This is a genomic window from uncultured Dialister sp. (assembly GCF_900538805.1).
Lineage (GTDB): Bacteria > Bacillota > Negativicutes > Veillonellales > Dialisteraceae > Dialister.
Genome location: NZ_UPZP01000072.1, coordinates 1 through 11918 on the forward strand (window position 1 = coordinate 1; position 11918 = coordinate 11918).

The following is an 11918-nucleotide window of genomic DNA, read 5'->3' on the forward strand; positions in this document are numbered from 1 at the left end:
GTATTCCCGAAGGTTGACACGCCCTTACGGGCGTGAGGGTTGATGGGGCCGCCGGGCCTTCGGCCCTGGGCCCCAAGGGTTCTGTCCGGGATCGGCTTCGCCTTCCGGACAGTTTGAGGGCCTCCGGCCCAGGGTAGTTATATAGCACCGTTCCACTGGGGAGGTACGGCGCCTTTCGGCGCCAGTATAAATGCCGCCTATCGGCGGCGAACCTCGTGCTGCCGCGAAGCGGCATATAAATAGGCGCCCCTAAAGGGGAAACGACTCACTACATTTTGTGCGTCGCTGGTACTCCTACAAAATGTGTTCGCTGTGCACCCGGCAGGGCGTCTTCCTCGCCAACGCAGTGGTACTATATAACTCCCTGTGCCGCAGGCACTTAACACATCCGGGAGGCGCCAGCCGGTCCCGGATAGAACCCTTGGCGCTGAGGGCCGCAGGCCCAATAGCGCCATCAATCCTCGCCCGCGTCAGCGGGCGTCAACCTTCGGGAATACAGCCACCCGCCGAAATCGCATAAAAAAGCCATCCCCCGCGGGATGGCTTTTTTATGCGTCTCAACTATGTTCATCAGTTGCCGAATTCGTCTTTTCCGCCAACCTGCTGAGGCTGGACTTTGACGTACTTAATCTGTTCGCACACGCATTTATCCTTCATTTTGTACAGTTCCGGAATGAACTCCATCATCTTATTGAAGGTATCATCGTTAATGGAATACTTGGTCCACAGGCCCTCTCTTCTGGCATTCACCACTTTAGCCTCAATCAGGATCTTCATATGATAGGACAGGGTGGACTGGGACAGGGTGAAATTTGACAGAATGTCGCAGGCCGACATTTCACGGCAGGACAGCATATCCACAACCCGGAGACGGGTCTCGTCGGAAAGCGCCTTGAAAATAGTGGCAAACTCTTTATAGCTCGGTTGGAAATCCATAATAAACCCCTTTTCTAAACAGCTGATTCTTCATTACATTTTATAATTATATTTCATAGACTTAACGGCCCATGAGGCATGACGAATCGACACATTTAAATCTATTTTTGTCCATTTTATAACATCGTCCTGTTCTTGTCAATCCAGTTTTATCGATTCAGTGCAATTTATCTCCATTTCCCCTATTTTACCCATGAGAAAAGGCCTGCCAAAAGGCAGGCCCTTTCAGGTGGATTATGATGGTACCCCTTATTTTCTATTACATACCGGCCAGCATGAAGTAGCGGACTTCGATGTAGATGCTGGTGACGATAAGGGACATAATCATCAGCGGGAAGCACCATTTCATGAAGGTGCCGAAGGAAATGTTATGTCCTTCTTTAGCCGCAATAGCCACCATGATAACGTTCGGGGAAGCACCGATCATGGTGCCGTTGCCGCCGAAGCAGGCGCCGGTGGCCAGTGCCCACCACATGTAGTCTGCATGGGGCAGGTTCATGAGGGCCTGCATATCCTTAATCAGAGGAATCATGGTTGCGGTGAAGGGAATGTTATCAATGAATGCAGAAGCAATACCGGAGAGCCAGAGAATCATGTAGGTGATGAGGTGGTTATCCCCGTTGGCCAGAGCCACGCCCCAGGAAGCGATGGCTGTGATGACGCCGGCATTTTCCATGCCGCCTACCAGGATGAAGAGGCCCATGAAGAAGAACAGCGTATCCAGATCCACTTCCTTCATGGCATCTTCCGGATTAATATGGCATGCCAGCATGGCAACCACGCCGCCGGTCATGGCGATGGTGGCAGACTGCAGACCGAAGCGGGAATGAAGGACGAAGCCTACGATGGTGAGGCCAAGGACGATGAGGGAACGCTTGAAAATCATCTTATCTTCCACAGCAGACATGACATCGATGGCATCAATCTGTTCCTGGGGAAGGTGTCCATGGGGCAGCTCTTTTCTGAAGATAAAGAGGATGCCGATGAGGGTTGCCACGATGGTGATGACAACCACCGGAGCCAGATTGAGAAGGAAATCATTGAAATCCAGATGGGTGGCAGAACCAATCATAACGTTCGGCGGGTTGCCGATCATGAGAGCCGTACCGCCTACGTTGCACATGAGGATTTCCGAAACCAGTACCGGCACCGGGGAAATCTTCAGCATGCGGCAGAGGGAAATGGTCATGGGCGCAATCAGAAGGGCAGCGGTGACAGAATCGATGAGGGAAGCGCCTACGGCTGTCACGCAGGACAGGAGCACCAGAAGCTCCCTCGGGGACCCCTTGGACTTTTTCATTGCCCACAAAGCAAGCACCCGGAAGAAACCGGATTTCTTTACCACGGAAATCAGAATCATCATGCCTGCCAGAAGGCCAAGGGTATTCCAGTCGATATATTTCCCAAAGGCTTCCGACTGAGTCACATACCCGGCATAAATCATCGCGCCGCCGCCGACCAATGCGCAGATGGTTCTCGGGAACTTTTCAGACATGATTCCCACATACGTGAGACAGAAGATGATGACGGCTAGGTAGAATTGAAATGTAGTCATGAAATACCTGAACTCCTCTCACTGCCCTGAAAAGGGTCGTAGATTTTCATTGGGAATGAGGGACCGCGTTCCTCCGGACCCTTCCTTTTCCGGAACTGCGGAATGTGAAATCACGACGTCCCCGATGAAGAAACACCACATCGCTTGATAGTTTTATTCTAACACAATGCATGGAAGAAATAAATAATACATGGCGAGGAAGATGAAAATTAATATATAAAATTTAGTTTATGATTATCATAAATCATTTTTATTACTTATATGTCTATGGATTTATGGAGCCGAAAAAATGGGGCTCTGCGGGGTTTGGGGAGAAGTCCAGCGCCCTTCGGGCGCAGGGTCCGCGGCTTCGCCGCAGGCTGCGCGGAAGGGCTGCGTAAAAAGGTTCTTAAGATGGACCGGCCTGTCGGCTGGAAGGTTCAGAGGGTTTTGGCGGTGCCCTTACGGGCGCATTATAAAAAAGCGCCGACCGGGATTTATCAGCCAAAGAGGCATAGGGAAGCACTGATTCATTCGCAGAATCGGATTTCATATGTATTTTTATCCAATACTGCGTCATCAGTCTCCTTAAACAGCTCGCTATTCGCGTCAACTGATTCCTTGCATTGAATAAAAATACAAGAATGAAATCCAATAACGATTTAATCAGCGCTTCCCTAACGGCTTGTACCGAGATTCTTCGCCCGACCGATGCAGAATGACTGTGGGGCGGATAGCGGATAGCGATAAGCGATAAGCGGGCAGCGGTCCTTCCGGCCCACGCAAAAAATCCTGCAGAGGGCTGTCTGCAGGATTTGATGACTGGCAGGGGTAGGTGGAGTCGGACCACCGATAACGGAGTCAAAGTCCGTTGCCTTACCGCTTGGCGATACCCCCATATCAAGGAGCCGGTGCCTATATCACCCGGAATCCCTGTTTTTAGGTAAAAAAAAATGGGGCGAGTGGTGGGGCTCGAACCCACGCATAACGGAGCCACAATCCGCCGTGTTAGCCGCTTCACCACACCCGCCACATATGGAGTCATATGACAGGCGCCATATGACGTTGTTTATTGTACCATATCCATAGAAGTGAGTCAAGAAAATTATTTGGGCAGCTGCCGGGCGGTGCCCGGCGGTTTCCCGTCCGGCATGGCGCCATTGCTTTTCATCTCCATAGGAAACTTCTCGCGAATGGTTTCCTGTCCGGCATAGCTCCACTGTGTTTCATCGCGGCAGGAAACTATTCGCGTACAGTTTCCCATCCGACATGATGCCGCTGTGTTTCATACCGACAGGAAACCTTTCGCGTATAGTTTCCTGTCCGGCATGATACCATCGTGCTTCATCGCGGCAGGAAACTTCTCGCAAATGGTTTCCTATCCAGCATAGCTCCATTGCGTTTCATACCGGCAGGAAACTTTTCGCAAATGGGTTCCTATCCGGCATGGCTCCATTGCGTTTCATCTCAACAGGAAACTTTTTGCGAATGGTTTCCTGTCCGGCATAGCTCCATTGCATTTCATCTCAGCAGGAAACTATTCGCATATAGTTTCCTGTCCGGCATGATACCATCGTGCTTCATCGCGGCAGGAAACTTTTTGCGTATAGTTTCCTATCCGACATGGTGCCGCTACGTTTCATCACGGCAGGAAACTTTTCGACCGGAGATTTCTCGACTCCGCTCCGCTCGAAATGACAGAACGGCATGGCTCCATTGCGTTTCATACCGACAGGAAACTATTCGCGTACAGTTTCCTATCCGGCATGGCTCCATTGCTTTTCATCTCCATAGGAAACTTCTCGCGAATGGTTTCCTGTCCGGCATGGCGCCATTGCGTTTCATCACGGCAGGAAACTTTTCGCGTATGGTTTCCCATCCGGCATGGCTCCATTGCGTTTCATCTCAGCAGGAAACTATTCGACCGGAGATTTCTCGACTCCGATTCGCTCCGCTCGAAATGACAGAACGGCATGGCGCCATTGCGTTTCATACCGACAGGAAACTATTCGCAAATGGTTTCCCATCCGGCATGGCGCCATTGCGTTTCATCTCCATAGGAAACTTTCCCCAATCCGTGTATAATAGTAAACAAACCACTGCGGCAGCGCGTGGGTAATCTGAACATCGAGGTGTATGTGTATGGAAAAGAAAGCTTTCCGTGAAAGAACGATTAATGATTTTCTGGATGACCTGGGAAGCCGGTCTCCGGCCCCCGGCGGCGGTGCGGCTGCGGGACTTCTGGGTGCCCAGGCCTGCGCCCTGGCGGAGATGGTATGCCATCTCACCGAGTCCAATAAGAACTACGCCCAGTTTCATGAAAAGGCAGGGGAGTATGCGGCGGTATTCAATATGGCCCGTTCCATTTTCCTGGATCTCATGGATGAAGACGCCGCCAATTTCCTGGAGCTCATGGAAACTCTCCGTTCCATCCGGAATCTTCCTCTGGAAGAGCGGCAGGAGAAGCAGCTGGAAGCCTTCAAGAAAGCCATTGCCGTTCCCCGGCAGATGGCCCAGACCATGAGCGAACTTCTCCCCAGCTTCACGAATCTTCTGCTGAAGGGAAATAAAAACGCCCTCAGCGATTCCATCATGGCTGCCCAGAGCGCCATCGCCTGCATCCAGGCTTCCATTATTAATGTGAAAATCAACATGAAATATATTGATGATGAATTCTATGAACATGAAATGAAGGACACCATCACCAGCTGGGAAAACGCAGTGTCCGCCATCGATGCGGTGCTCACGTACCAGGTGGATTTGTAAGGGGGCGCTTTCCGGCCCGGGTTCATGGACACGCCCTTTGGGCGTGAGGGTTCAGAGGGTTCAAAAGGTTCTGCCCGCTTTTAGCGGGCGGGTTCAGAGGGTGGTGGTGGCGCCCTTCGGGCGCATTATAAAATGGCGCCTCCGGCGCCCACCCTGCCTCCACGGAGTGGGCTTTATAACTTCCTCTGAACCAGCCCGGAAGGCGGAGCCGATTCCGGGCTGAACCCAGGACGCCCAGGGCGACAGCCCGACGGCGGCTTGAACCCGGGCGCCGAAGGCGCCTGAACCCTCTTTCTTTCGGGAATACAGCCCATGGTCCACGGTAAGCGGACAGCGGAAAGCCGACAGCCCCACTGTCCCACCGTCCCACTAGCCCACCAGCCCACCAGCTCACCAGCTCACCAGCTCACCAGCTCCCTAATACACTATCCCAAAGGAGGCCTATCATGAAAGAAGATCCTTCTTCCCAGTCATTAAGCAGGCAGCTCTTTGAAACCTATGTTGCCCTGGATAACTGGCATAAATTCCGCCTCCGTCTGTTTATAGAAGGCATATTCGTCGGCATTTTCGGCGGGCTCTGCATCAGCCTTTTCCGTTTCCTTCTGGGAGAGGCGGAGGCGCTTCGCATTTTTGTGTACAATGCCTTTCTCATTCCTGCCACTGCGAAGGAAAATTTCGTTCCTCTTCTTCTGTGGGGCGCGGCCCTTGTGGTGACGGGATTTCTCCTGTACCGCATGTGTCTCTATGCCCCCATGGCGGGAGGCTCCGGCATTCCCCAGGTGAAAGGGGTTATTCTGGGGCTGTATAAAATGAAATGGTTCCGCATTCTCTGGGTGAAAATCATTGCCGGTGCCCTGGGCATCGGCGCCGGTCTTTCCCTGGGAAGGGAGGGGCCTTCCATCCAGATCGGCGCTGTGGCAGGCCAGGGGATTTCCCGTTTCCTGGGCCGCACCCGCATGGAAGAGCGCTACCTCATCACCAGCGGCGCCAGTGCCGGTTTGGCGGCCGCTTTCAATGCGCCCCTGGCGGGCATGATGTTTGCGCTGGAAGAACTGCACCGAAATTTCTCCGGCGCCGTGCTCCTACCCACCATGACCAGCGCCATCACCGCCACCATTGTCACCCATTTCTTCTTCGGGCGAAGCACCAGTTTCCATTTCATCAACCTGGTGCCCATGCCCACAGAACATCTGGGGCTGGTGGTGCTCATTGCCATTTCCGCCGGTTTTGCTGGCATTCTCTTCAACTACGGCCTTCTTCATACCGGCAGCTTTTATAATCTTCCCGTTTTCAAAAACCAGTATGTAAAAATCCTTTTTGCCCTCTTTTCCGCCTGCCTTCTGGGATTCTTCCTGCCCCAGGTGCTGGGCGGCGGCAATACCCTGGTGGACCAGCTGGCAGCGGGCCGTTTCAACAGCCTTTCCTTTCTGCTGCTCCTTCTTTTCGGGAAATATATTTTCACCCTCATCAGCTATGGCTGCGGCGTGCCCGGCGGCTTCTTCCTGCCCCTTCTCGTCATCGGCGCCCTTTTGGGGAGCGTGGAGGCCAATGTGCTGGTGTCCCTGGATTTCATCAATGAAATCTATACGCCCAATATCATCATCATCGGCATGGTGTCCCTCTTTGCTGCCAGCGTCCGCTCCCCCATCACCGGCACCCTCCTCATCCTGGAAATGACCGGCGACTTCGGCCACCTCATGGCCCTGGCCCTGGGAAGTGCGGTGGCCTACATTACGGCGGAACTCCTGAAGGGCGAGCCCATCTACGATGCCCTCCTCAAGAAATCCCTCTCCACCAAGCCCGATAAGACCTGTGAGGAAGAGAGAAATATTGTGGAAGTGCCGGTGGGAAGCGGTTCCATTCTGGAGGGAAAGAAAATCCGGGATGTGCCCCGCATGAGGCAGACCATCATCATCGACCTCAAGCGTCACGGCCAGAGCGTGATTCCGGACCCGGACATCCGGCTCCAGGCAGAGGATTTCCTCTACATCCTCACCGCCAGCAAGAATGCGGAAACATTGAAAAGGCTTGGCGAGGAACAGGTTCCGCCGGATTCTGTGAGGAAGAAATAATATCCATCAAAAAACGTGAAACCAGAATTTCCTGATTTCACGTTTTTATTATCTTCTGCCTCTCCGTCTCTGGATGGTTCGTCCGGGGCTGCCTCTCCGGATGGCCCGGGAAGGTCTTACTTCTTCGCCCTGGGAAGCGGCGGCTTTGCTGCCGGTGCCCAGTTTACCGGTGCGGATGGCAATTCTCTTGGCGATAAGGAACCAGCCTGCCAGTTTGTCAGCGGTCTTGCCTTCGCCGCTGTTCTTGGCGGAAGCATCTTCGGGATAGGCCTTCTTGTAGTATTCTACGGCGTTTCTGCTGTTCGTCTTGTCATCGGAAGCTACGCTCTTGAAATCAAGCAGGTTCTTCCCCAGAAAGAGGATGAGCAGCACCGGATAGGCCGCCAGGGGATACACATTCTGCACAATAGAAAGGGCGATGATGACCACGGCCACTGCCATAGCCGCCATGGCGGTGTATTTCTGCATGGACAGCATTTTCTTGAACTTGTCATCCATGGCAGAGAGCCAGATATTGCCGCCGGCTTTGAAATAGTGGATAAATTCCTTATCTCTGAAGCTCCGGTCCCCCTTGTGGTGCTCAATAATCTGGTCCACGATGCGGGCCACGTTCTTCTGCAGCCGTATCATCTGGTAGCCGATGAGGAAACCGATGGACGTAATAATGACTGCAATGATGATGAAAGTTAAAGATTCCATAAAAACTCTCTCCTGTCAAACGATTTCAGATTTGCATTCCTTTATTATACTCGCCGCCGGAAACGATGAAAAGGCAGGGCGGTAAAGAAATTTCATTTCCTTACCGCCCTGTTCCCCACGACTCCTTTGTCTTATATTTCTTGAAATTTTTCAAACGGCAGCAGCCTGTCTGAAGTCTGCTTGTCTGCCGGGGCCGCACCGTTTCTTCCCGGGCCTGCGGATTATTTCAGCCACAGGTGCATGGCGGATTTCGCCGCCTCCTCCGGCGTAATATAGCCTTCCTGGGCCATGAGGGCCAGCACCGTGGTCATGCGCTTCGCCCCTTCCTGGGGATGGCTGATGGGGTCGTAGGCAGAAGGCGCCTGGGGCAGCCCTGCCAGCATGGCGCACTGGGAAAGGTCAAGATCCTTCGGCGCCTTTCCGAAATACACCCGGCTCGCTTCCCCTACACCGTAGGCACCATGGCCGAAATAAATGGTATTGAGATAGAGCTCCAGGATTTCCTCCTTGGAATAATTCCGTTCCAGCTGCACCGCCAGCGCCAGTTCCTCCAGCTTTCTCGTCATGGTCCGTTCATTGGAAAGGAAAATGTTCTTCACCGTCTGCTGGGCAATGGTGCTTCCCCCTTCCAGGGTTTCCCCGGCCATGGAATTGGTGATGAAAGCCCGGCCTACGCCGATGATGTCCACCGCCCCGTGGTCGTAGTACCGCCGGTCTTCGGTGGCAATGATACCCTTCTTCAGAAGGTCCGGTATCTTGTCATAGGGCACAAACTTCTCCCTGTGCACCCGAGACTCCAAAGCCTCTTTGAAATGGGCCACGTCGTCCCATTTCTCGCGGACCGTGCCGGCCTCTGCCTTTTCCTTCACCACGGTTGAAGGGGATGCCTTCTCCGTCTTCTCCACGGTGCCCTGGGCCGTGGGGGAGGAGGACATGCCGGAAATCAGGGTGGACACGGTGTCCTTCACTTCCGCAATGATTCCCTTCTCCTCCTTTTCCGGCTTCACCGGCCGGGCAGCCACGGCGCCGCCATGGGAGGCCTTCGCCTGGCGGCTCAGGTCGTCGCCCTGGGACATGCCCCAGTATACGGCCACACCCAGTATGATTAGAAGAAATAGAAATTTTTTCATAGGATTCCTCTTGCATGGTAAAAATAGAATATGCCTATTTTTTTATTGTACCATATCTTATGAAATTGGGGACAGACGGCTGTATGGGGGGCAAGTGAGCTAGTGGGCTAGTGGGCTAGTGGGCTAGTGAACTAGTGGGACAGTGGGACAGTAATACTTCTCAGTCGGGTTCAGAAGGTTCAAAGGGTTCAAAAGGGGGCGCCCAAAGGGCGCGAAGGGGTGCGGCTGACGCCGCAGGTTGTGTAGAAAGGTTGTGTCCGCTTTCGCTCATGGGACGCTGCCGCAGGCAGCATATATAACTCCCTCTGAACCAGCCCGCTCTGTGGGCGGAAACCATGGTTCGGCGCGAAGCGCACGGACCATAGAACCCGGGCGCCGAAGGCGCCTGAACCCCCTTGCATTTAGGAATAGGGCTCAGCATGACAGTGTCCGGCGGTAAACAGCCCGCTCCCATTTCCTGCAGAAATCCTTTATTTATGCTATAATCTATATATAAAGTATATTAGTATATATAAATGGCAGTGGTCCATTTACCTGGCCGCTGCATTTTTTTGTCAAGGAGTGTTCTATGTCTGAAGAAATTCATGAAATCCAGGCCCGCCATGCAGAAGAGAATGGCAAGAGCGATTACGGCGCGAAGGATATACGAGTACTGGAAGGGCTGGAAGCGGTACGCCTCCGTCCGGGCATGTACATCGGTTCCACCTCCGCCCGGGGCCTGCACCATCTGGTGTATGAAGTCGTGGATAACAGTATCGATGAAGCGCTGGCAGGCTACTGCACTCACATCGAAGTCACCCTGAACGACGACGGCAGCTGCACCGTCACCGATAACGGCCGCGGCATCCCCACGGGCATGCATGAAACCGGCAAGCCCGCCATGGAAGTGGTGCTCACCGTCCTTCACGCCGGCGGCAAATTCGGCGGCGACGGCTATCCCATTTCCGGCGGCCTCCACGGCGTAGGTATTTCCGTGGTGAATGCCCTGTCCGAATGGATGAAGGTCACCGTCCGTAGAGAAGGCCATTTCCATGAAATGAAACTTTCCCGGGGCGACGTGACGGAACATATGCGGACCTACGGCGAAACCGATGAAACCGGCACCTCCGTCACCTTCAAACCGGATATCCGGATTTTCAAGGAAGGCATCGACTTCGACTATGAAACCCTGAAAATCCGCATGCGGGAACTGGCTTTCCTGAACAAAGGACTCACCATCACCTTAACGGATAACCGGGACGGCGCCACCCACCAGGACGTTTTCCACTATGCCGGCGGCATCACTGAATTCGTCCAGTTCCTGAACGAAGGCAAAGACCTGGTGGACCCGGCGGTTATCGCCTTTGAAGGGGAAAAGGACAAGGTCATCGTAGACATTGCCATGCAGTACCAGACCGGGTACAGCGAAAACATGTACACCTTCGTCAACGACATTAACACCGTGGAAGGGGGCATGCACCTGGCCGGCTTCCGCGCCGCCCTCACCAGGGTGCTCAATGATTATGCTCGAAAGAGCGGCATCCTGAAGCAGAACGAAGACAACCTCTCCGGCGACGACGTGAGAGAAGGCCTCACCTGCGTCATTTCCGTGAAAGTGCCGAACCCCCAGTTCGAAGGCCAGACGAAGACCAAACTGGGAAATCTGGAAGTCAAGAGCATTGTGGACAACATCGTTTCCGAAGGCCTGAAGACCTACCTGGAAGAACATCCCCAGGAAGCCCGGGCCATTGTGGAAAAAGGCATCACCGCCAGCCGGGCCAGGGAAGCCGCCAGGAGAGCCCGGGAACTCACCCGCCGCAAGAACGCCCTGGAAGTATCCAGCCTCCCCGGCAAACTAGCGGACTGCACGGAGAAAGACCCGAAATTTACGGAAATCTACATCGTCGAAGGGGACTCCGCCGGCGGCTCCGCCAAGTCCGGCCGTGACCGCCGCTACCAGGCCATCCTGCCTCTCCGCGGTAAAATCCTGAACGTAGAAAAAGCAAGACTGGACAGAGTCCTCAATTCCGACGCCATCCGCACCATGATTACCGCCTTCGGCACCGGCGTAGGCGAAGACTTTGACATCACCAAACTCCGCTACTACAAAATCATCATCATGACCGATGCCGATGTGGACGGTGCCCATATCCGCACCCTGCTCCTCACCTTCTTCTACCGCTACATGAAGCCCTTAATCACCGAAGGCCACGTATACATCGCCCAGCCGCCGCTCTACCAGATCCGTAAGGGACGGCAGAAATACTACACCTACGACGACGATGAACAGAACCGCATGCTTGATGAAATCGGCCGCGACGGCTGCGTCATCCAGCGCTACAAAGGCCTTGGCGAAATGGACCCCGAACAGCTTTGGGACACCACCATGAACCCGGAACAGCGGGTCATGCTGAAAGTGGAACTCACCGACGCCATCGAAGCAGACCGCCTCTTCACCATCCTCATGGGAGACAAGGTAGAACCTCGCCGCCGGTTCATCGAAGAACACGCCAAGGAAGTGACCAACCTGGATTTGTAAAGGCCGCCAGGCCGCCCTTTGAGCGCAAAGGGGCACGGCTTCGCCGTGGGTTGTGGCCTGCTGGCGCAGGCAGGTTGTGTTCGCTTCGCTCAAGGGACGCCCTTCGGGCAATGAATATCAATGCCGCCTAGGGAAGCGCTGATTAAATCGTTGTCTGCTTTTATTCTAGAATTTTTATGCAATGCAAGGAATGGGAAAGGGAATAGCGAGCTATTTAAGGAGTCCCATGACGAAGCAGTGCATAAAAATTCTTATAAAAGCAG

Annotated in this window: 7 protein-coding genes and 2 tRNA genes; 3 read left to right on the plus strand and 6 right to left on the minus strand. The window is 53.8% G+C overall.

What is annotated here, in order from left to right:
- Positions 1 to 570 precede the first annotated feature (570 nt).
- The 4 genes from QZQ29_RS06925 to QZQ29_RS06940 all read right to left on the minus strand — a co-directional run bounded on the left by QZQ29_RS06925 (position 571) and on the right by QZQ29_RS06940 (position 3500).
- Positions 571 to 936 carry a metalloregulator ArsR/SmtB family transcription factor gene (locus QZQ29_RS06925; RefSeq protein WP_040380687.1) on the minus strand — a complete coding sequence of 122 codons (366 nt, stop codon included), beginning with the start codon at positions 934 to 936 and terminating at the stop codon, positions 571 to 573.
- Positions 937 to 1195: 259 nt separating this feature from the next.
- Positions 1196 to 2491: an ArsB/NhaD family transporter gene (locus QZQ29_RS06930; RefSeq protein WP_296961625.1), complete on the minus strand. Its 1296-nt coding sequence runs from the start codon at positions 2489 to 2491 to the stop codon at positions 1196 to 1198.
- 802 nt (positions 2492 to 3293) lie between these two features.
- A tRNA-Gln gene (locus QZQ29_RS06935) sits at positions 3294 to 3367 on the minus strand.
- Positions 3368 to 3424: 57 nt separating this feature from the next.
- Positions 3425 to 3500 (minus strand) — tRNA-His (locus tag QZQ29_RS06940).
- A gap of 1112 nt (positions 3501 to 4612) precedes the next feature.
- Here QZQ29_RS06940 and QZQ29_RS06945 point away from each other — a divergent pair.
- Complete coding sequence (locus tag QZQ29_RS06945; RefSeq protein WP_296961628.1) at positions 4613 to 5236, plus strand: cyclodeaminase/cyclohydrolase family protein; 624 nt, start codon at positions 4613 to 4615, stop codon at positions 5234 to 5236.
- Between the two features lie 446 nt (positions 5237 to 5682).
- Entirely contained in the window at positions 5683 to 7308 is a 1626-nt protein-coding gene (locus tag QZQ29_RS06950; RefSeq protein WP_296961631.1) for a ClC family H(+)/Cl(-) exchange transporter, read from the plus strand.
- 48 nt (positions 7309 to 7356) lie between these two features.
- On the opposite strand, the gene QZQ29_RS06955 is transcribed toward QZQ29_RS06950, so the two are convergent.
- Positions 7357 to 8007 carry a hypothetical protein gene (locus QZQ29_RS06955; protein WP_296961633.1) on the minus strand — a complete coding sequence of 217 codons (651 nt, stop codon included), beginning with the start codon at positions 8005 to 8007 and terminating at the stop codon, positions 7357 to 7359.
- A 221-nt stretch (positions 8008 to 8228) separates the two neighbouring features.
- Positions 8229 to 9137, minus strand: a complete 909-nt coding sequence (locus QZQ29_RS06960) for a biosynthetic peptidoglycan transglycosylase (protein ID WP_296961635.1) — start codon at positions 9135 to 9137, stop codon at positions 8229 to 8231.
- A 568-nt stretch (positions 9138 to 9705) separates the two neighbouring features.
- Between QZQ29_RS06960 and gyrB the strand changes: the two genes are divergently transcribed.
- Positions 9706 to 11655: a DNA topoisomerase (ATP-hydrolyzing) subunit B gene (gyrB, locus tag QZQ29_RS06965; RefSeq protein ID WP_296961640.1), complete on the plus strand. Its 1950-nt coding sequence runs from the start codon at positions 9706 to 9708 to the stop codon at positions 11653 to 11655.
- The last annotated feature ends 263 nt before the right edge of the window (positions 11656 to 11918 follow it).

Bases quoted from the DNA above. Each gene is read 5' to 3' on its own strand.
- QZQ29_RS06925 (WP_040380687.1), bottom strand. From the start codon at position 936: ATGGATTTCCAACCGAGCTATAAAGAGTTTGCCACTATTTTCAAGGCG.
- QZQ29_RS06930 (WP_296961625.1), bottom strand. From the start codon at position 2,491: ATGACTACATTTCAATTCTACCTAGCCGTCATCATCTTCTGTCTCACG.
- QZQ29_RS06945 (WP_296961628.1), top strand. From the start codon at position 4,613: ATGGAAAAGAAAGCTTTCCGTGAAAGAACGATTAATGATTTTCTGGAT.
- QZQ29_RS06950 (WP_296961631.1), top strand. From the start codon at position 5,683: ATGAAAGAAGATCCTTCTTCCCAGTCATTAAGCAGGCAGCTCTTTGAA.
- QZQ29_RS06955 (WP_296961633.1), bottom strand. From the start codon at position 8,007: ATGGAATCTTTAACTTTCATCATCATTGCAGTCATTATTACGTCCATC.
- QZQ29_RS06960 (WP_296961635.1), bottom strand. From the start codon at position 9,137: ATGAAAAAATTTCTATTTCTTCTAATCATACTGGGTGTGGCCGTATAC.
- gyrB (WP_296961640.1), top strand. From the start codon at position 9,706: ATGTCTGAAGAAATTCATGAAATCCAGGCCCGCCATGCAGAAGAGAAT.